The organism is Brevibacterium sp. FAM 24630 (assembly GCF_049804075.1).
Lineage (GTDB): Bacteria > Actinomycetota > Actinomycetes > Actinomycetales > Brevibacteriaceae > Brevibacterium.
On sequence record NZ_JBNBZD010000007.1, the window covers coordinates 103851 to 123767 of the forward strand.

Sequence of the window (19917 nt, forward strand, 5' to 3'; positions counted from 1 at the left end):
TCGGGGTCGCTCGACGGACGGCTTCGGGCTCAGTAGTCGAGTTTGAGGCCCTCCACGGGAGACAGTCGCGAGGCGCGTCGGGCCGGCACCAGGGCCGAGAGGATTCCTGCCACGATGGCGACCCCGAGGATGCCGAGGAAGGAGGGTGCGGAGAAGTCGACGATGAGTTCGGTGGAGTAGTCGTGGGTGACCAGTCGTGTGCCGACGATGCCCAGCGCCCCGCCGAGGGTGAGGCCCAGCAGAGCCGCGACCGACGAGATGAGCACCGCTTCCAGAGCCAGCAGAGCCCGCAGCTGGGCGATGCTCAGCCCCAGGGCCCGCATGAGTGCGTTCTCCCGTCGGCGTTCGATGACGGACAGGCTCACGGTGTTCGAGACTCCGATGAGCGCGATGAGCACGGAGACGAAGAGCAGCGCCACCGCACCGGCGAGCAGAACGTCGATGAGTTCGGAGTAGGCGCCCCGGGCGACCGCGGACCCGCCGACCTCGTCGCTGGGCACGTCGAGAGCTTCAGCCACGGACTGTTGGATCCGTGTGATCTCGTCGATGTCGACATCCTCGTCGAGGCGGATGAGCACCGCCGTCGTCGTCGCCGAGATGCCGAGGTCGTTGCCGACATCGGGGGTCGTGAAGAAAGCGAGGCTCGACAGCCCTTCTTTGCGCACGGGCACGTTGAGCTCGTTGAGACCGCGGACCCGCACGGTCGCGTCCGGATAGTCCTCGGGAACCACGACGCGGCCGGCGACCAGGTCGGCGGCGGAATCGCCGAGCACAGTCGCCGCAGTCTCCGGGTCGACGACGAAGACCGATGGTGTGGCGCCTTTGAAGTCCTCGACCGCCTCGGCGCGGTGAGCGGTGATGGCACGAGCGACCCCGGGGATCTCGCGCACATCGTCGAGCTCATCGGCGTCGACGAGTCCCGACAGGGGCACGGCGATGTCGACCGGATAGCGCTGGTCGAGTCCGTGGCTCAGCGTCGCCTTCGTCGACATCCCGCCCACGAGGATGGTCGCGACGAGAGTCACGCCGATGATCAGCGCCGTCGCAGTCGTCGCGGTTCGACGCGGGTTGCGCAGGGTGTTCAGCGTCGCCAGCTGGCCAGGAACGCCCCAGGGACTGACAGCGACTTCGCCGATCCAGCCGACGATCGGGGGGATGATCCTCGTCGAACCGATGATGAGTCCGGTGACGATGAGACCTCCGCCCAGAGCGCCGCCGGCGATCCAGACCTCTGTCGTCGACACGGCGTAGAGGGAGACGATGATGAGAGCCGCACCGAGGAGCATGACGCCGACGCCCACGAGGTGTCGCCGACGTCTGCGGGTCGACGGGGATACCGATACGTCGAAGGGTTGGAGGGCTTCGAGCGGTGTCACCGCGATGGCGCTGCGGGCCGGGCGGATCGTCGCGATGATCGTGAGGACCGCGCCGACGGCGACGCCGACGAGGAGCGCGGAGACGGGTACGGACAGGGTTTCGTAGGGGAATTCGTCGGGCCAGAAGCGCACGGCCGCTTCCATCAGGGCCCAGCTGACTCCGACACCGGCGACGACACCGAAGATCGAGCCGATCAGTCCGACGAGGAGTCCTTCGGCGACGACGGAGCTGTAGAGCTGGAGGCGGGTCGCGCCGAGGCAGCGCAGCAGCGCGAGTTCGCGACGGCGGCCGGCCACGATGACGGAGAACGTGTTCGACACGACGAGGATGGCGACGACGACGGAGATGCCGGCGAAGACGAGCAGCAGTCCCGTCACGGCGATGTTGCCGCCCGAGAGACGATCGGTCTTGACGGACACGGCGTCGGGGACGCTGAGGGCATTGAGGCTGCCGTTCAGCGCGGAGGAGTCGATGACCGCTTGCAGCTCTTCGCACACCCTGTCCGGGTCAGCATCGGGGTCGAGGGCGATCTGGACGGCGATGACATCGCCCTGCTGCGCGAAGTACTCCTGGTAGCCCGAGGCCGTCGTCAGTGCACGGGTGGCCCCGGGCAGTCCGGGGTCCTGTCCCATCTCGGCGATGCCGACGACGGTGAAGGTGATGCTGCTGTGGCTGGGCCCGCGGTAGACGGGCATGTCCGCATCTCCGGTCTCGACCGGCACCGGGTCGACGCTGAAGCGGACCTCGTCGTCGATGCCGAGGTCGAGCTCGGCGGCCGTCCGAGTGTCGAGGACGAGATCGGTGGTTGCCTCCGGGCGGTCGCCGGAGACCATGGTGAAGGTGTCGAGTCGCTCATCGGCGGGCACGGGTGACAGGGCGAAGGAGCTCTCTGAGAACGCGGTCCCCCGCCCGGTGGTCAGGGTTCGCGCCGACAGCGACGCGGAGCGCACGCCCTCGATCTCCGACATGGGCTTGAGCAGCGGAGCGACCTCGTCTCCCCCGACGAAGACGTCTTCGTCGGGGATGACGGTGAGATCCGCGTGCGCGAATGATCGTCCGACCGCACCTTCGAGGCTGCTCTGCAGCGAAGAATTGATGATGAGCGTTGTAGCGACGAATCCCGCTGCCAGGGCGATGCCGAGACCGATGGCGAGGAACCGGGCCCAATGGATCCGGATCTGCGCCAGCGCGACAGCGATCACAGAGTGCTCAGTTCACTCAGTGCTGTGACCACGCTCTCCCGCGTGGGCTGACGGACCTCTCCTGTGGCCCGCCCGTCCTTGAGCAGCACCACTCTGTCGGCGTGCGAGGCCGCGACCGGGTCGTGAGTGACCATGATGATCGTCTGCCCGTAGAGAGTCGTGGCGCGACCGAGCAGCGACAGCACCTCGGCCCCGGCATGGGAGTCGAGATTGCCGGTGGGCTCATCGGCGAAGATGACATCCGGACGGGTCAGCAGAGCTCGAGCTACGGCGACGCGCTGCTGCTGACCGCCGGAGAGTTCGTGGGGCCGGTGCTGCATACGATCTCCGAGTTCGAGGCGTTCGACGACTTCGGCCTTCCACTCCCGATCGATCTTCTTCCGCGCCAGGGACACGGGCAGTTCGATGTTCTGTTCGGCGCTGAGAGTGGGGACGAGGTTGAAGGCCTGGAAGATGAAGCCGACGCGATCACGCCGCAGCTGAGTGAGCTGCCGGTCGTTGAGGCGTGTGATGTCCTTGCCGCGCATGATGATCGAGCCGGAGTCGACGCGGTCGAGGCCGGCCAGTACGTGCATGAAGGTCGATTTGCCGGAGCCGGAGGGACCCATGATGGCGGTGAAGCGTCCCGATTCGAAGTCGACGCTGATGTCATCGAGAGCACAGACGGCAGTGTCGCCGCGACCGAAGCTCTTCCGCAGATCCTGCGCCCGCAGCACGATATCGGATTCGTCCGCCGAGGCGGCGCGCAAGGGCTCATCAGCAGGTTTCGACATCGCATGCCTCACATCGCGGTTCGGGGTTCTCCTCCGACTACCTTAGAGCGTGTCGGCATCGCCGACCACTCGAGGCGGAAATGCAGAACCGTCCACCTCACCTGATGAGATGGACGGTACGTGGTGCCCGCGACAGGATTCGAACCTACGACCTTCTGCTCCGGAGGCAGACGCTCTATCCACTGAGCTACGCGGGCAACGGGTGCAACTCTATCACCGTCGGGCACCACCTCACAAAAAGACACCGCGTGCAATCGAGTCTCGATTGCACGCGGTGGAAGGCACAGTGGCGACGGCGCGTTTCGCGGGCTCAGGCGCCCTTCATGTCCTTGCGCCCGGGGACGTATTCCCAGTGCCAGAGCTCGTAGGAATTGCGTTTGGCCCAGTCCGGGTTCTCCCAGCCGTATTTGCCGGCGTTGGCAACCAGCCAGTCGTACTGTTCGCCGGTGCCGCTCGAGGTTCCGGCGCCGAGGTCGAGCGCCAATCCCCAACCGTGGTTCGAGGTGCCGGGGCGTGCGGCGAAGCCGGGCTTGCGGGCAGCGACCGAGACCTGCGATTCCAGTGAACGATAGGAGTCGGTGATCGCGAGGTCCTTGCCGGTGTCCTTCTTGAACGCGGCGTTCATCTTCGCGAAGGCCACAGCAGCGTCGGCGCGCAGCTTGTGGTTGCCCACACCGATATCGCACAGCCAATCACTGGGCAACTCACCGTTGCTCACCTCGCCTTTCGGCGCTTCTCCCTCGCAACCGGGCAGAACGGTCTTCGTGATGGCGCGCGAAGCGGCATCGACCTTCGTCTGTTTGGCACTCGGGGCGCCGATGGTCATCGAGGTCTTGTCGTCTTCGTCGACCTTGATGTCGGCGGAGACGGATTCGGCGTTGATCGCGCGCTGCTGGGATTCGGCGGCAGTGTCGTCGACCTTCACTTCCTGGCTTCCGCTGAGATTGCCGGCGACCATGACGGCGGCGATCGCGGTGCCCGTGACCGACACGGTGGCCAGCGCGGAGAAGGTCGTGACCTGGCGCCGGCGAACCGAACGCAGCAGCGAACCATCGGAACCGCGGCTGCCAAGCTGAGCAGCGGCCAGACTCGAGTTGTGCCCTGCGGGTGTCAGCGGCTGGGATGCCGACCGAGCGGCCTCTCTGGCCATCGCAGCCCGCCGCGGTGAACCGGCGGCGGCGCGGGCCTCTGCGGCCATGGCGGCGCGACGCGGAGACAGAGTGGGGTCTTCATGCCCTCGCGACGGCGTTGTCACGGGCTTCTTGGAGAAGATCGTCGAAACCTGAGCAGAGGAATTCTGTCTGCGCAGATCGCGTCGGCGAACCGGCAACGCCTCGACGGTCGAGAGCTCACTCGACATAATGCTCCATACTGTTGGCATCGGTTGTTCTGAAAGGCCCGGATCCGGACCCCGAAAAGCTTATGTCACAACACTATAACGACATCGTTACAGAATGTCACGTTACCCTCATCCACCGTGTGTGACCTGGACATATGCTGAAACACGCTCCCTGCGGATCACTACAGATGACCTGCGTGCGGTGACGACGGTCACCGCTTCGTTATCATTCGTTATCATCTTCTGTGGGCATTCGGCAAGACCGATCCGGAGATGAGAAATCCGCACCCGCGAAGACCGGCGGCGCCTGCTTCGGGACTCCGAGCGAGACGATGGGACTGCGAGAGGCCGCCATTTCGTCAGGTTCAGCGGCGGAAATCGAACCGTCCCCGCTGCATCGCATCCTGGACCTCACCGACGAGCTCCTCGAGCACATCTTCGAGGAAGAGCAGACCGAGGACCCGTGCCTCCGAGTCGATGACTCGGGCGACGTGGATGCCGACCTTCTGCATCTGCGCCAGCGCCTCTTCAATCTCATCAGCGGCGGTGACGGTGAACAGCGGTCGGAACCGTTTGCTCGGCACCGGGGCGTCGAAGGCATCATCGGTGTCGGCGTAGAGGACGTCCTTGATGTGGAGGTAATCCTGCGGATAGCCGTCGTCGCCGACGACGAAATACCGTGAGAATCCGGTTTTGCCCACGAGCGTGACGAGTTCGTTCGGCGTCACCTTGTCCGAGATCGTGATGAGTTCGGACATCGGGACCATGATGTCGACCGCGGTCTTGTCACTGAACTCCAGGGCGCCCTTGAGCAGCCCGGTATCGTCGCTGAGCAGTCCCTCACGCTTCGATTCGGCGACGATCGATTCGACCTGTTCGATCGTGAACGCCTCATTGACTTCGTCCCGAGCCTCGACCTTGAACAGATGCAGGATCGCGTTGGCCAGACCATTGAGGGGTCGGATGACGAAGCCGAAGACGCGGGCGAGGAACACCAGCGGTGTCGCCAGCAGCATCACGGCCTGACCGGATGCAGCCAGAGCGAGGTTCTTCGGCACCATCTCACCGATGACCACGTGCAGATAGGTGACGACGCCGAGCGCCAGGACGAAAGAGATCGTCGAGGACAGGCCGGCGGGGATCCCCAATCCCTCGAGTGGACCGGCGAGCAGGTGGTGGATGGCCGGTTCGGCCACATTGCCCAAGAGGAGGGAACACACCGTGATGCCGAGCTGACAGATCGCCAGCATCAGCGAGACATGCTCCATCGCGTAGAGCGCGGTCTTCGCGGCAGCCGAGCCTTCGGCGGCGCGCGGTTCGATCTGGGACCGCTTCGCAGCGACCACCGCGAATTCGGCGGCGACGAAGAATGAGTTGCCCAGCAGGAGGACGACCAGCCAGATCAATCCGAGCCAATCGGCGCTCATCGGCTCTCACCTCCTGTCTCGAAGGCGCTCGCGTCGGTAGCGCGCAACACCACCCGCAGGCGCTCGATGCGTCGTCCGTGCATCCGCTCGACGCGGATGAGCGCATCATCGGTGCGCACGTGGTCCCCGGGTTCGGGAATCCGCCCGAGTTCCTTGAGCACGAAACCTGCCAAGGTCTCATAGTCAGAATCTTCGGGGATGGTGATCCCGATCGTCGAGGAGATCTCATCGGGGCGCAGCTGGCCGGGCACGATCCAGGACCCGTCGCGGGCCGGTCGCGCCGCGATCCGCATCCGGTCATGCTCATCCGCGACCTCACCGACGAGTTCCTCGACGACGTCTTCGAGGGTGACGACTCCGGCGGTGCCGCCGAATTCGTCGACGACCACCGCCATCTGCAGGCCCGTGGCGCGCAGTTCCATGAGGAGCGGATCGAGCCGCTGGGTCTCTGGGATCTCACGCACCTCGGTCATCAGTCCCCCGGCGTAGGCGTCGTCTCGGTTTGCGGGTGGAACAGCGAACGCCTGCTTGACGTGGACGACGCCGACGATGTGGTCTTTGTCCTCGGCGGCGACCGGGAACCGGGAGAAGCCGGTGTCTCGTGCCTGCTCGATGATCCTTCGCGCCGTGGTGTCCTTCTCCACGCTCGACATGCGGGTCCGCGGAGTCATGACGTCTTCGGCGGTGCGTTCCGAGAAGCTCAGCGTCCGTTCCAACAGGTCGGCCGTCTGCTCATCGAGCACGCCTTCCTCCGCGGAGTGGCGCACCAGGGAGGTCAGCTCCTCCGGCGACCGCCCGACCGACCCCTCCTCCTGCGGCTCGATGCCCATGGAGAGCAGGATCTTGTTGGCCGTGCCGTTGAGGAACGCGATGACGGGTCGGAACACGATCGAGAAGACGTACTGGATCGGAGCGGCGATCCGTCCGGTGGCCAGAGGGACTGCGATCGCAAGATTCTTCGGGACGAGCTCACCGAAGATCATCGACGCCACCGTGGAGAAGATGAGAGCGATCGTCAGCGCCAAGGACGCGGAGAGCCCGGGGCCCACTCCCCACGTTTCGAAGACCGGAGCCAGCAGTCGACCCAGGGACGGTTCCATGAGGTAGCCGGTGAGCAGCGTGGTGATCGTGATGCCGACCTGCGCCGCCGAGAGCTGGGTGGACAGGTGCGTCATCGAGGCGCGCAGGGTCTTGGCCCCGACGACGCCTTCGTCAACGGCCTTATCGGCCGTATGACGATCGAGGGTGAGCAGTGAGAACTCGGCCGCGACGAAGAGGCCGGTGCCGAGGATGAGGACCAGGGCAAGGGCAAGGAACAGCCATTCCATCAGCGACTGTCCTCGCTCCGTGCAGACCGAAGATCACAGTAGGTGAAGTGACGGACCCTCACGGGGTGAGGATCATCATCTGGGGCGCCGGCTTCCCGCCGGCCGAGACTGTCACTGTGCATGAACTGATCTTACCAACTTCCCGACAGCGGGCGGCCCTCTTCGTATCCGGCAGCGCTTTGGACTCCGACGGCGGCCACCCGCGCGAATTCCGCGAGATCGCCGGCGCCGGCGTAGGTGAAGGAGCTGCGCACTCCCGACGTGATTCCGTCGAGCAGGTCCTCGACTCCGGGAGACTCGGGATCGATGTACATGGTTGACGACGAGATGCCCTCTTCGAACAGCCCCTTCCGGGCCCGTGCGAACGCCGTCTCCGACCGAGTGCGGTTGGCCACCGCTCGGGCCGAAGCCATGCCGAAGCTCTCCTTGTACTTCCTGCCTTCGCCGTCGACCAGGAGGTCCCCCGGCGATTCGTGCGTACCCGCGAACCAGGAACCGACCATCACCTGCGAGGCCCCGGCGGCCAACGCGAGAGCGACATCGCGGGGATAGCGCACTCCCCCGTCGGCCCAGACGTGGGCGCCGAGCTCCCGAGCCGCCTCGGCGCATTCGAGTACGGCGGAGAACTGCGGGCGACCGACAGCTGTCATCATGCGTGTCGTACACATCGCACCCGGCCCCACACCGACCTTGACGATCTGGGCCCCGGCCGCCACGAGGTCGCGGACACCGTCGGCGGTGACGACGTTGCCGGCGACGATCGGCACCCCGAGGTCCGCCTCGGCGATCGAAGACAGCGTGTCGAGCATCTTCACCTGGTGGCCGTGGGCGGTGTCGACGACGAGGACGTCGGCGCCGGCCGCGACGAGGGCACTCGCGCGTTCGACGGCGGCACCGTTGACGCCGATGGCCACGGCGATCTTGAGACGGCCCCGCTCATCGACGTTCGGCGTGTAGATCGACGACCGCAGCAGCGACTTCGGCGTCAGCGAACCCAATACCGTGTTCGCATCATCGACGACAGCGGCGAATTCGGCCCGCGAGTCGGTCATCGATTCGAACAGCGACTCCAGCTGCGCATCATCGGACCAGTCGATCTCGGAGGCGCGGATGACATGGGGTGAGGAGTCGAGGAGCTCGGCGACCGAGGTGAACCGGTCGACGCCGCGCAGATCGGCGGCGTTGATGATGCCTTCGAGTCGTCCGGCCGAGTCGACGACGACGCCGAATCCGTGGGGACGCTTCGCCAGCACATGCAGGGCGTTGAGCACCGTGTCCTCCGGCGCGAAGCGCAGAGCCGATTCGAAGATCCGGTCCCGGCTCTTGACCCAGGAGATGGTGTCCTTCGCGGCGGTGAGCGGAATGTCCTGGGGCAGCACAGCCAGTCCGCCCCGGCGAGCCATCGTCTCGGCCATCCGGCGTCCGGACACAGCGGTCATGTTCGCGGCCACGAGCGGTGTCGTCGACCCCGTCGGATCGGTCGTGGTGAGGTCGACTTCGAACCGGGACGTCAACGATGACGAGTTCGGGACGAGGAAGACATCGGAGTAGGTCAGATCGCTGTTCGGGTCATTTGAGATGAAACGCATAACACTATTGTCCCCTATGTGCACATTGCAGGGCACATCGCGTTAGGCTGGGTGTTGTCGTTAAGCAGCAAGTCTTGAATCAGGAAGTAGGCGATCAACGCCGTGTCCGTCAATACTCCGAACCGCACCGTTGAAGACTTCGGGTCGAACGAGTGGCTGGTCGAGGAATTGTATGAGCAGTACAAGTCAGATAAGAACTCCGTCGACAAGTCCTGGTGGCCGTTCTTCGACAAGTACGAGAAGAACAGCGGCGGCGCGAAGCCGGCCGCTGACAAGTCCGCTGCGAAGCAGGAGGCGGAGCCGACTGCGAAGAAGTCGGAGGCGAAGTCCTCTGCCCCCGCTGCGGCACAGACGACCTCACGTGAGACCTCTCGCGGGGTCTCACCGTCTTCGGCCGAGTCCGAGACGCTGAAGGCCGAGACGAAGTCCGTGCCCCAGGTCTCGGCCAAAGACACCGAGCCCAAGCCCGCCCCGGAGGAGACGATCACTCCGCTGCGCGGCCCCGCCAAGCTCATCGCCAAGAACATGGATGACTCAATCGAGGTGCCCACCGCCACCTCGGTGCGGGCACTGCCTGCCAAGGCGCTCATCGACAACCGCATCGTCATCAACTCACACCTCAAGCGCACCCGCGGCGGCAAGGTCTCCTTCACCCACCTGATCGGCTTCGCCGTCATCCGGGCACTGAAGAACTTCCCTTCGCAGAACGTCTCCTACGATGTCCGCGACGGCAAGCCCGTGATGATCTCGCCGGCCCACATCAACTTCGGGCTGGCCATCGACGTGCCGAAGAAGGACGGCTCGCGCACCCTGCTGGTGCCGAACGTCAAGAAGGCCGAGACCTTGACCTTCCGCCAGTTCGTCGATGCCTATGACGGCCTCGTCGACAAGGCTCGCAAGGGCAAGCTGACCGCCGACGACTTCGCCGGCACCACTGTGTCCCTGACCAACCCCGGCGGCATCGGCACCGTCCACTCAGTGCCGCGTCTGACCAAGGGCCAGGGCTGCATCATCGGCGTCGGAGCACTCGACTACCCGGCCGAGTTCCAGGGCGCGAGCCAGCAGACCATCAACTCCCTGGCCGTGTCCAAGGTGCTGACCCTGACCTCGACCTATGACCATCGCGTCATCCAGGGCGCCGGTTCCGGTGAGTTCCTCAAACTCGTGCACAGCTACCTGCTGGGTGAGGACGGATTCTACGATGACGTCTTCGAGTCCCTGCGCCTGCCGTATGAGCCTGTGCGCTGGGTCCCCGACGTCTCGGCCGAAGACCAGGACGACGTCAACAAGACCGCGCGTGTCATCGAGCTCATCGATGCCTATCGCACCCGCGGTCATCTCATGGCCAACATCGATCCGCTGGTCTACCGTCAGCGTTCGCACCCGGACCTCGACATCAACCAGCACGGTCTGACCCTGTGGGACCTCGAACGCGAGTTCCCCACCGGCGGCTTCGGCGCCAAACCGATGATGCCCTTCCGCAGCATCCTCGGACTGCTGCGCGAAAGCTACTGCCGGACCATCGGCTTCGAGTACATGCACATCGCCGACCCGGTCCAGCGCCGCTGGTTCCAGTCGAAGATCGAGATTCCGCATCAGGAGCTGACCCGGTCGGAACAGGGCCACATCCTCGGTCGTCTCAACGCTGCAGAGGCATTCGAGACCTTCCTGCAGACGAAGTACATCGGACAGAAGCGGTTCAGCCTCGAAGGCGGAGAGTCCGCGATCGTCCTGCTCGACGAGATCCTCAACCAGTCCGCTGACACCGGGCTCGACGAGGTCGCGATCGGAATGGCCCACCGCGGACGCCTCAACGTGCTCACGAACATCGCCGGGAAGAGCTACGCGCAGGTCTTCCAGGAGTTCGACGGCACCATGTCCCCCGACAGCGTGCAGGGATCCGGTGACGTCAAGTACCACCTCGGCACGCAGGGTTCCTTCACCTCGCCGTCGGGCAACACCACCGGCGTCTACGTCGCGGCCAACCCCAGCCACCTCGAGACCGTCGACCCGGTCCTCGAAGGCATCGTCCGCGCCAAGCAGGACCTCATCGACCAGGGTGAGGCCGGCTTCTCCGTGCTGCCGGTTCTCGTCCACGGAGATGCCGCCTTCGCCGGTCAGGGCGTGGTCACCGAGACGCTCAACCTCTCGGAGCTGCGCGGCTATCGCACCGGCGGAACCGTTCACGTCATCATCAACAACCAGGTCGGGTTCACCACTCCCCCCGCCTCGGCGCGATCATCCTTCTACTGCACGGACGTGGCCAAGTCGATCAACGCCCCGATCTTCCACGTCAACGGAGATGACCCCGAGGCGGTCGTTCGGGCCGCACGACTGGCCTTCGAATACCGGCAGGAATTCAATCGGGACGTCGTCATCGACCTCGTGTGCTACCGCCGCCGCGGTCACAACGAGGGCGACGACCCGTCGATGACTCAGCCGCTGATGTACTCGCTCATCGAGAAGAAGGGTTCGGTGCGCAAGCTCTACACCGAGTCGCTCGTGGGCAGGAAGTGCATCACCGACGAAGAAGCCGCCGAGGCGCTCAAGGACTACCAGTCGAAGCTGGAATCGGCATTCGCCGAGACCAAGGAGGCCGAGACCGGTCCCTACGAGGGCGAAGCGTTCAACGCTCCCTACGAGCCCAGCGACATCGAGACCTTCAACGATGCCGAGACGGCGATCAGCTCCGAGATGCTCCAACGCATCGGTGAGGCCTTCGCCGAAGTGCCCGAGGGCTTCACGGTGCACAAGAAGCTGCGGGCGCTGCTCGAGAAGCGCAAGGAGATGTCGCTGACCGGTGGCATCGACTGGGGCTTCGCCGAACTCATCGCCTTCGGTTCGCTGCTCATGGACGGCGTGCCCGTGCGTCTGGCCGGCCAGGATTCGCGCCGCGGAACCTTCGTCCAGCGCCACTCAGTGCTCATCGACGCCGTCAACGGCAACGAGTGGACTCCGCTGCAGAACCTCACCGAGGATCAGGCCCGCTTCTGGGTCTACGATTCCCTGCTCAGTGAGTACGCGGCTGTCGGCTTCGAGTACGGCTACTCCGTCCAGCGCAAGGACGCCCTCGTGGCGTGGGAGGCTCAGTTCGGTGACTTCGCACAGGGTGCGCAGTCGGTCATCGACGAGTTCATCTCCTCTTCCGAGCAGAAGTGGCAGCAGAACTCCGGTGTCATCATGCTGCTGCCCCACGGATACGAAGGACAGGGACCCGACCACTCCTCGGGCCGCATCGAGCGGTACCTGCAGCTGTGCGCCGAGTCGAATATGACGGTCGCCTACCCGTCGTCCGGTGCTTCGTACTTCCACCTGCTGCGTCGCCACGCCGCGACGACGAACAAGCGTCCGCTCATCGTCTTCACTCCGAAGTCGATGCTGCGGCTCAAGGCCGCGGCGAACTCCCCGGAGGAATTCACCTCGGGCAAGTTCGAAACCGTCATCGACGATAAGGATGTCGACGCTTCGCAGGTCGAGCGCGTCGTCCTCGTCTCCGGCAAGCTCTACTGGGAGCTCAAGGCCAAGCGGGACAAGGACAACGACACGAAGATGGCGCTCGTGCGTCTCGAGCAGCTCTACCCGCTCGACGAAGCCGCCATCACCGCCGTCCTCGACCGTTTCCCGGCCGATGCGGAGGTCGTCTGGGCGCAGGAGGAGCCGGAGAACCAGGGCGCATGGCCGTTCATGGCTCTCAACCTGCCTCAGCTCCTCGGCGGTCGCGAAGTCAATGTCATCTCGCGTGCGGCCTCTGCCGCCACGTCGACGGGACTCAAGCACTTCCATGAGGTGCAGCAGAAGGAACTCGTCGAGCGGATCTTCAGCCGGTGAGCAGCGACGTCTCCACAACCATCGCCGTGGTCGGCGGCCCTCTGGTCGCCGGCCACGGTGATGGTCGTGGTCTCGGATGGGTCGGCAGGGTCACGGCCAGGACCCTGCCGAGCCTGCCCGAGCTGAAGGTCTATCCGCTGGCAGTGCCCGCCGAGGACTCTGCGGGCCTCCATGCCCGCACCATCGCCGAGGCCTCGCTGCGGTTCACCCCCGACGGAGACAATCGTCTTGTCCTGGCCCTGGGGTCCGGTGACCTCGATACGGGACGTTCCGTGGCCCGGGCCCGGCTCGATGTGGCCAATATCCTCGACGAGGCCCTGGCCCGCAAGGTCTCGACGTTCGTGCTCGGGCCCCCACCTGAGCACGACGGTGACCGCAATCGCCGCATCGCCGAGCTCAATGCGAGCTTCTCCGATGTGGCCAAGAGGCGCGGCATCACCTATGTCGACACCTTCACTCCCCTTCTCGGCCATCCCGTCTGGCAGCGTGAGGTCGCGTCTTCGCGCGAGCATCTGCCGGCACAGGAAGGGTACGGTCTGCTGGCCTGGCTCGTCCTGCACCGCGGATGGTTCGGCTGGCTGGGAGTCCAGGACGTCCTCGGCGACAGCTGAGACTCGAAATCCGTCCGCTCTGCGGTGGGGCGAAGACGAGGTCAACGACTTCGTGATGACTTTGCCCTGCTCAGACGATCATGAGATAATGAACCGTCTATTGAAGGAGATCACCATGAGCAAGCGTGGCCGCAAGCGTCGCGATCGCCGCCGTAACAAAGCAAACCACGGCAAGCGTCCGAACAGCTGATTCACTGATTCGCTCAGTGAATGACGAGGGCGGGAAGAGATTCGTTTCTCTTCCCGCCCTCTTCTACTCGTTTCAGGCTCAAGCCATCCGGCTCAGACTCCCGGCCAGCTGTTCTGTTCGAGCGCGATCCGCTGCCGGATCTTCTCCCGCAGCCCCATCGGTGCCCGGTCGTGGCTGCAGGAACGACGAACAAGCTCCTTGAGCAGCGCTTCGATCTCATACTCGTCGTGGCATGAAGGACACTGATCGAGGTGAATGGAGATCTCACGGATCTCCGTCGTCGTCAGTTCGCCGTCCAGATAATGGTAGATGCGCATCAGAGACTCGGCCCTGACGCTTTCGCAACATCCTTCGTCTCTCATTTCGCACCTCCCTCCGGACTCACGAAACCACGTTCGGCGGCGTAGTCGGCGAGCATCTCCCGCAGTTGGCGACGCCCACGGTGCAGACGCGACATCACTGTGCCGATCGGGGTCTCCATGATCTCGGCGATCTCCTTGTAGGGCAGACCCTCGACATCGGCATAGTAGACGACCATGCGGAAGTCCTCAGGCAGCGCCGAGAGAGCTTCCTTCACGTCGTTGTCGGGCAGATGGTCGAGCGCTTCGAGTTCGGCGGAGCGACCGCCCGAGGACGAGTGGCTGTCCGCTTGGGCGATCTGCCAGTCCTCGATGTCCTCGCTGCCGTGTTCCTTCGGCTGACGCTGCTTCTTCCGATAGTTGTTGATGAAGGTGTTCGTCAGGATCCGGTACAGCCAGGCCTTGAGGTTGGTGCCGGGCTTGTACTGATGGAAAGCCGCGTACGCCTTCGCGTAGGCTTCCTGTACGAGATCTTCGGCGTCAGCCGGATTGCGGGTCATGCGCAGCGCAGCCGCATAGAGCTGATTGACATATTCCAGAGCATCCCGCTCGAACCGCTGCGACCTCTCCGCAGCGGTTTCCGGGACTTCTTTGACTGATTCGGTCATCGCAGTCAATGGTACGCCCGTTCTCTCCAGGACGGCAGTGGCGCTCATAGACCTTCCCTTCTGCCTGTCGATTCGCGACGGGTTCGACCCGCCGAATAGCATCACTGTGTTCAACATCGGACCGAGGTCCCACTATTCCCGGATCAGCGGTTATGCTTGCCATTGAGATGCCCGCCACTGAAGGAAGGACCACCGTGTCTCCCATTCGCCTCATCGCACGGCCCATGTTGGCCGCCGGCTACATTCTCAACGGCGTCGACCGTCTGCTGAAGCCCGAGGCCGCCGCGGCTTCGGTCGGTCCGCTGCTCAACCAGGCTCGCAAACAGGTCGACGTGCCCGTCGACGCCGTCACTCTCGCTCGAGCGACCGGTGTCGCTCAGGTGGCGGCAGGCTCTCTGCTGGCCATCGGCCGTTTCCCCCGCGTGAGTGCCACGATCCTCGTCGGCACCTACCTTCTGGACACCGTCGGCGAACGTCTGTCTGCAGAGAAGGCGACGACGAAGGAAGAGAAGAAGGCACGCAACGAACGCACCGTGCTGCGCACCTCTCTGCTCGGCGGTGCACTGCTGGCCAGCGTCGACACCGCCGGTCGCCCCGGGCTGTGGTGGCGCACCCAGCACGCAGCCGAGGATCTGTGGTCGAGCGTCGAAGACACCTCGAAACAGGCACTGAGCGCACTCGGAGTTGACTGACATCCCTACGCACACTCCCCCGGTGACCGGCGATTGGCAACCGCCGGTCGCCGGTTCCCGCATCACAGCCACCGTCTCCGTGCCCGGTTCGAAATCCCTGACGAACCGCTATCTCATTCTCGCGGCCCTTGCCCAGTCCGGCTCCGAGCTCAAGGGCTGGCTGCGCAGTCGCGACACCATGCTCATGATCGAAGCACTCCGTCGCCTCGGTGCCGTCATCGACGAAGACGGCGATGTGCTCCACATCGAACCCATCGCTCTGGCCGGCACCGACGTCGGAACCGGTCCGGGCAGCGCCCCCGGCACCGAGGAGGCCCGACCGATTGCCATCGATTGCGGTCTCGCCGGCACCGTCATGCGCTTCATCCCCCCGGTGGCGGCGCTGACCGGTCGTGAGGTCGTCCTCGACGGGGACGAACAGGCACGGGTGCGCCCGATGTCGGTCACCGTGGATTCGTTGCGCCGCCTCGGCGCGCAGATCACCTCGACCGAGGGCATGCTGCCGATGACCGTGCATGCCTCTTCGCAGGTGCGCGGCGGCCAACTCGACATCGATGCCAGCGCCTCCAGCCAGTTCGTCTCGGGTCTGCTGCTGACCGGTGCGGTCATGCCCTTGGGTCTCGAACTCGTCAACACCGGCACGACCGTGCCCAGCCGCACCCATGTCGACATGACGATCGAGGTCCTCCGAGACGCCGGAGTCGACGTCAGCGAACCCGAGTCCGAACGCTGGATCATCGAACCCGGGCAGCCGCGCGGGCTCGACGTCCAGGTCGAACCGGATCTGTCGAACGCCGCCGCCTTCGCCGCGGCCGCGATCGCCGCGGGCGGGACCGTGACCATCGCTGACTGGCCCGCGCACACCACGCAGGCCGGCGACGGGTTCAGGAACATCGCCGAAGCCTTCGGCGCGCAGGTCTCGCTCGACCGGGACGGTCTGCACGTCACGGGCCCCGAGGAGATCTCCCCCGTCGATCTCGACCTCTCGGCCGTCGGCGAGCTGACACCGGTGGTCTCGGCACTGGCTGCCCTGGCGAACGGCACCTCGCAGCTGCGCGGCATCGGACATCTGCGTGGTCACGAAACCGACCGACTGGCCGCCCTCACCCGGGAGTACACAGCCCTCGGCGTCGACGTCGTCGAGCACGCCGAGGCCCTGACGATCACGGGCACCCGCGAACTGCGTCCGGCACTGTGGCACACGTACCACGACCACCGCATGGTCATGGCCGGAGCCATCCTCGCCTCGTGCAACGATGGGATGATCATCGAAAACGCAGGCACCGTGGCCAAGACTCTGCCGGCCTTCACTCAGCTGTGGGAAGCCATGCTCACACCCGGAACCTGAGATGGGGAAGATCTACCGCGACGAGGACTACCGTCCCCGACCGAACCGACGCGGCTCGCGTCCCCGGACGAAGAACCGCCCCGACCACAAGGACGCTGTGTCCGGACTGGTCACCGAGGTCGATCGAGGACGGTACCGAGTCATCCTCGCCGATGACGACGGGAAGTTCCCGTCTTCGGCCCACCGGCAGAAGACGGCGGGGAAATCGGGGCGTCGGGCCGCCTCGGTCACGGCCGTGCGGGCCTCTCATCTGCGCCGTCAGGCGATCGTACCCGGCGACGTCGTCAGACTCGTCGGAGACACCTCGGGCGATGAGGGGACACTGGCTCGACTGGTCGAGATCACCGACCGCAAGACCTTGCTCAGACGCAGCGCCGATGACACCGACCCGACCGAACGCGTCATCGTCGCCAACGTCGACGTCCTCGGAATCGTCACGGCCACGATCGACCCGGACCCCTCCTTCGGGCTCATCGACCGTGCTCTCGTCGCGGCCTTCGATGCCGGGATCACTGCCCTGCTCATCGTCACCAAGACCGATCTGCATCCGGCCACGGAGATCCGGCAGCGGTTCTCCGCCAGCGGGGTCGACATCGTCGAATCGGCGATCGACCCGGATGCAGACACCGTGGAGTCGGATGCGGAGATCCTCGACCGCCTCGGCGGGCGCATCAGCGTCCTCGTCGGACATTCGGGCGTCGGCAAATCCACACTGACCAATGCCCTCGTCCCCGCCGCCGAGCGCGCCACCGGGCACGTCAACGATGTCACGGGACGTGGCAGGCACACCTCCTCCTCCGCGGTCTGCCTGCCGCTGGAACACGACGGATGGCTCATCGACACCCCCGGTGTGCGCAGCTTCGGTCTCGCGCATGTCGACCGGGAGAATCTCATCTCCGCGTTCCCCGAACTCGTCGACGCCACAGCCGACTGCCCTCGAGGATGCACTCACCTCGCCGATTCCCCCGGCTGTCGCCTCGACGACTGGGTCGCGGAAGGCAAAGGCGGCCCCGGCGGAATCTCACGTCTGGAGTCGCTGCGCAGGCTGCTGCCCACGACTGGATAGGCTGGGAGCATGAACGACCTCGACTTGGCGAGAGAGCTCGCCGATCTCGCCGATTCCATCAGCCATCCTCGCTTCCGGGACCAGGATTTCTCCGTCGAAACCAAACCGGATCTCACTCCCGTCACCGAATGCGACCGTGCGGTGGAGAGGGCGATCGTGGACCGCCTCGGCGAGGTGCGCCCGGATGACAGCGTTCTCGGTGAGGAGTTCGGCTCCCACGGCGAATCCTCCCGCCGATGGATCATCGATCCCATCGACGGGACGAAGAACTTCGTGCGCGGAGTGCCTGTGTGGGCAACCCTGATCTCCCTCTATGACGGCGAGGCTCCGCTGCTCGGGATGGTCTCGGCACCGGCGCTCGGACGACGCTGGTGGGCCGAGACGGGCAAGGGGGCGTTCGCCGCGGCGCTGGGGGCTCCGGCGAAGCCGATCTCCGTGTCCGAGGTCGCGAGCCTCGCCGATGCATCGCTGTCGTATTCTTCACTGATGGGGTGGAAGGATCTGGGGATCCTCGACGAATTCCTCGGACTCTGCGAATCCCTGTGGCGCACACGCGGCTACGGCGACTTCTACTCGTACATGCTCGTGGCCGAAGGTGCTGTCGATCTCGCCTGCGAGCCCGAGCTCGCTCTCTATGACATGGGCGCGCTCGTGCCGATCGTGCTCGAAGCCGGAGGAACCTTCACCAACACCGCGGGAGTCCCCGGCCCCTTCGGCGGCAATGCCGTGGCCAGCAATTCCCATCTCCACGAAACCGCACTCGATCACTTCGGTCGGGTCTCCCCCGAGGCGATCGCATGATGCCGGACATCCAAGGCAGCCGACTGTGGCATGACATGGCCGAGGCCGCAGGACTGACCAACCCCGACGGAACGATCGGTGAGACCATCTACGGGCAGATGACGAAGCTGGCCGCCGACCTCGGTGCCGTCAACCTCGGACAGGGCGCGCCCGGGACAGAACCGCCCGATGAGCTCATCGCTGCCACCGCGGAAGCGATGCGCGCCGGTTTCAACCAGTACGCTCCCGGTCAGGGCTTCCCGCAGCTGCTGGAGGCTGTTGCGGCGCAGCGGCAACGCGACTTCGGCCAACGGGTCGATCCCGCCGAGGTGCTCTACACCGCCGGTGCCACCGAAGGGCTGACCGCCGCGATCCTCGCCCTCCTTCCCCGCGGCGGAACAGTCGTGTCATTCGAACCGTTCTACGACTCCTATCCGGCGGCGATCACAGCGGCTGGCGGCAACCTGCACACCGTGGCGATTCTGCCCGACGGTCAGGGCGGCTTTGCGCCCGACTGGGCGGAATTCGATGCCGTGATCGCGCAGGTGCGGCCGACGATCATCCTTGTCAACACCCCGCACAATCCGACCGGGCACATCTTCTCTGCCGAAGAGCTCGCCCATATCGGTCGCGCGGCCGAGTCGGTCGATGCCTGGATCATCACCGATGAGGTCTACGAACAGCTCGTCCTCACCGGGGCCGCACACATTCCACCGGCTGTGGCCATCGAGGATGCGGAGCGGGTCGTCACGGTCTCTTCGGCAGGCAAGTCCTGGAACACGACCGGATGGAAGATCGGTTGGGTCATCGCCTCGCCCACTGTCCTGAAAGCCATTCAAACGGTCAAACAGTTCCTCACCTTCACCGCCGGTGGGCCGATGCAGATCGGTATGGCCGAGCTGCTCTCAGGCAACTCCACGTTCGTCGGGGAGAACCGCGCATCACTGCGTGCCCGCGCAGATGTGCTCGTCCCGGCTTGTCGCAGCGTTGCCGGAGCGATGGTGTCGACACCGCAGGCCGGGTACTTCACCGTGATGGATTTCTCGGCGCTGACCGAGCTCGATGCCTTCGCGCTCAATGATCTGCTGGGCCGCGAGTTCGGCCTGGTCGGAATTCCCGTTCCGGCCCTGTGCCGACCCGGCAGTTCTGCCTACAGCGCTTACCGATCGTCGATCCGGTATTCGTTCTGCAAGTCGGTTGCCGATGTCGACCAGGGAGCCCAGCTGTTCATCGCACTCGGCACCCACCTCCGGGAGCATCCCGACGCGCTTCGCCGCTCACGCTGATGCGTTCCCGTGGCGTTTCGGCTTCGCGCTGAGGAAGCAGCTGCGAAAACGATGGGAGGGGCGAACCGCTTTTGAGCGGTTCGCCCCTCCCATCGTCAGTGCCCGATCGGGCCG

General features: G+C 65.1%; 16 protein-coding genes and 1 tRNA gene. 8 read left to right on the forward strand and 9 right to left on the reverse strand.

All coding sequences use genetic code 11. The features are described from left to right. Positions 1-29: 29 nt before the first annotated feature. The 7 genes from ACPUD7_RS07575 to ACPUD7_RS07605 all read right to left on the reverse strand — a co-directional run bounded on the left by ACPUD7_RS07575 (position 30) and on the right by ACPUD7_RS07605 (position 9035). The gene (locus ACPUD7_RS07575) at positions 30-2579 is read right to left on the reverse strand and encodes an ABC transporter permease (RefSeq protein WP_135538663.1); all 2550 of its coding nucleotides are present in this window, start codon (positions 2577-2579) and stop codon (positions 30-32) included. Continuing rightward, positions 2576-3352 carry an ABC transporter ATP-binding protein gene (locus ACPUD7_RS07580; RefSeq protein ID WP_135538665.1) on the reverse strand — a complete coding sequence of 259 codons (777 nt, stop codon included), beginning with the start codon at positions 3350-3352 and terminating at the stop codon, positions 2576-2578. The genes ACPUD7_RS07575 and ACPUD7_RS07580 overlap by 4 nt, the downstream gene beginning before the upstream one ends. Positions 3353-3473: 121 nt before the next feature. Continuing rightward, positions 3474-3549 (reverse strand) — tRNA-Arg (locus tag ACPUD7_RS07585). A gap of 113 nt (positions 3550-3662) precedes the next feature. Further along, on the reverse strand, positions 3663-4712 hold the full coding sequence (locus tag ACPUD7_RS07590; protein WP_135538715.1) for a M15 family metallopeptidase: 1050 nt from the start codon (positions 4710-4712) through the stop codon (positions 3663-3665). A gap of 344 nt (positions 4713-5056) precedes the next feature. Next, positions 5057-6118 (reverse strand): hemolysin family protein, encoded by a 1062-nt coding sequence (locus ACPUD7_RS07595; RefSeq protein WP_135538717.1) that lies wholly within the window; start codon positions 6116-6118, stop codon positions 5057-5059. Next, on the reverse strand, positions 6115-7446 hold the full coding sequence (locus ACPUD7_RS07600; protein ID WP_135538719.1) for a hemolysin family protein: 1332 nt from the start codon (positions 7444-7446) through the stop codon (positions 6115-6117). The genes ACPUD7_RS07595 and ACPUD7_RS07600 overlap by 4 nt, the downstream gene beginning before the upstream one ends. A gap of 131 nt (positions 7447-7577) precedes the next feature. Further along, positions 7578-9035, reverse strand: coding sequence for a GuaB1 family IMP dehydrogenase-related protein (locus ACPUD7_RS07605; RefSeq protein WP_425119535.1), 1458 nt, complete (start codon positions 9033-9035; stop codon positions 7578-7580). A 102-nt stretch (positions 9036-9137) separates the two neighbouring features. Here ACPUD7_RS07605 and ACPUD7_RS07610 point away from each other — a divergent pair, with 102 nt between their 5' ends. The 3 genes from ACPUD7_RS07610 to ACPUD7_RS07620 all read left to right on the forward strand — a co-directional run bounded on the left by ACPUD7_RS07610 (position 9138) and on the right by ACPUD7_RS07620 (position 13664). Then, the gene (locus ACPUD7_RS07610; RefSeq protein ID WP_135538723.1) at positions 9138-12863 is read left to right on the forward strand and encodes a multifunctional oxoglutarate decarboxylase/oxoglutarate dehydrogenase thiamine pyrophosphate-binding subunit/dihydrolipoyllysine-residue succinyltransferase subunit; all 3726 of its coding nucleotides are present in this window, start codon (positions 9138-9140) and stop codon (positions 12861-12863) included. After that, positions 12860-13474 carry a GDSL-type esterase/lipase family protein gene (locus ACPUD7_RS07615; protein WP_135538725.1) on the forward strand — a complete coding sequence of 205 codons (615 nt, stop codon included), beginning with the start codon at positions 12860-12862 and terminating at the stop codon, positions 13472-13474. Before ACPUD7_RS07610 ends, ACPUD7_RS07615 begins: the two co-directional genes overlap by 4 nt. 115 nt (positions 13475-13589) lie before the next feature. Further along, on the forward strand, positions 13590-13664 hold the full coding sequence (locus ACPUD7_RS07620) for a 50S ribosomal protein bL37 (RefSeq protein ID WP_135538853.1): 75 nt from the start codon (positions 13590-13592) through the stop codon (positions 13662-13664). Positions 13665-13756: 92 nt separating this feature from the next. Here the strand turns inward: ACPUD7_RS07620 and rsrA are convergent, their stop codons facing one another. Next, complete coding sequence (gene rsrA / locus ACPUD7_RS07625; protein ID WP_135538727.1) at positions 13757-14026, reverse strand: mycothiol system anti-sigma-R factor; 270 nt, start codon at positions 14024-14026, stop codon at positions 13757-13759. Then, complete coding sequence (locus ACPUD7_RS07630) at positions 14023-14679, reverse strand: sigma-70 family RNA polymerase sigma factor (RefSeq protein ID WP_425119536.1); 657 nt, start codon at positions 14677-14679, stop codon at positions 14023-14025. Before ACPUD7_RS07630 ends, rsrA begins: the two co-directional genes overlap by 4 nt. A 146-nt stretch (positions 14680-14825) precedes the next feature. Here ACPUD7_RS07630 and ACPUD7_RS07635 point away from each other — a divergent pair, with 146 nt between their 5' ends. From ACPUD7_RS07635 to ACPUD7_RS07655, 5 genes are read left to right on the forward strand one after another with little or no spacing between them, the layout of a single operon-like run. Then, positions 14826-15323: a DoxX family protein gene (locus ACPUD7_RS07635; RefSeq protein ID WP_135538731.1), complete on the forward strand. Its 498-nt coding sequence runs from the start codon at positions 14826-14828 to the stop codon at positions 15321-15323. A 22-nt stretch (positions 15324-15345) separates the two neighbouring features. Then, positions 15346-16671, forward strand: coding sequence for a 3-phosphoshikimate 1-carboxyvinyltransferase (gene aroA, locus ACPUD7_RS07640; protein ID WP_240689672.1), 1326 nt, complete (start codon positions 15346-15348; stop codon positions 16669-16671). A gap of 1 nt (position 16672) precedes the next feature. Beyond that, a complete protein-coding gene (gene rsgA / locus ACPUD7_RS07645) occupies positions 16673-17737 on the forward strand; it encodes a ribosome small subunit-dependent GTPase A (RefSeq protein WP_135538735.1) in 1065 nt (354 codons plus the stop codon). Between the two features lie 9 nt (positions 17738-17746). Next, positions 17747-18538 (forward strand): histidinol-phosphatase, encoded by a 792-nt coding sequence (hisN, locus tag ACPUD7_RS07650; RefSeq protein WP_135538737.1) that lies wholly within the window; start codon positions 17747-17749, stop codon positions 18536-18538. After that, the gene (locus tag ACPUD7_RS07655) at positions 18535-19803 is read left to right on the forward strand and encodes an aminotransferase class I/II-fold pyridoxal phosphate-dependent enzyme (protein ID WP_425119537.1); all 1269 of its coding nucleotides are present in this window, start codon (positions 18535-18537) and stop codon (positions 19801-19803) included. Before hisN ends, ACPUD7_RS07655 begins: the two co-directional genes overlap by 4 nt. The last annotated feature ends 114 nt before the right edge of the window (positions 19804-19917 follow it).

Coding starts and splice junctions, on each gene's coding strand:
- rsgA (WP_135538735.1), top strand. CDS start 16,673: ATGGGGAAGATCTACCGCGACGAGGACTACCGTCCCCGACCGAACCGA.
- ACPUD7_RS07580 (WP_135538665.1), bottom strand. CDS start 3,352: ATGTCGAAACCTGCTGATGAGCCCTTGCGCGCCGCCTCGGCGGACGAA.
- ACPUD7_RS07590 (WP_135538715.1), bottom strand. CDS start 4,712: ATGTCGAGTGAGCTCTCGACCGTCGAGGCGTTGCCGGTTCGCCGACGC.
- hisN (WP_135538737.1), top strand. CDS start 17,747: ATGAACGACCTCGACTTGGCGAGAGAGCTCGCCGATCTCGCCGATTCC.
- ACPUD7_RS07655 (WP_425119537.1), top strand. CDS start 18,535: ATGATGCCGGACATCCAAGGCAGCCGACTGTGGCATGACATGGCCGAG.
- ACPUD7_RS07605 (WP_425119535.1), bottom strand. CDS start 9,035: ATGCGTTTCATCTCAAATGACCCGAACAGCGATCTGACCTACTCCGAT.
- ACPUD7_RS07600 (WP_135538719.1), bottom strand. CDS start 7,446: ATGGAATGGCTGTTCCTTGCCCTTGCCCTGGTCCTCATCCTCGGCACC.
- ACPUD7_RS07630 (WP_425119536.1), bottom strand. CDS start 14,679: ATGAGCGCCACTGCCGTCCTGGAGAGAACGGGCGTACCATTGACTGCG.
- rsrA (WP_135538727.1), bottom strand. CDS start 14,026: ATGAGAGACGAAGGATGTTGCGAAAGCGTCAGGGCCGAGTCTCTGATG.
- ACPUD7_RS07595 (WP_135538717.1), bottom strand. CDS start 6,118: ATGAGCGCCGATTGGCTCGGATTGATCTGGCTGGTCGTCCTCCTGCTG.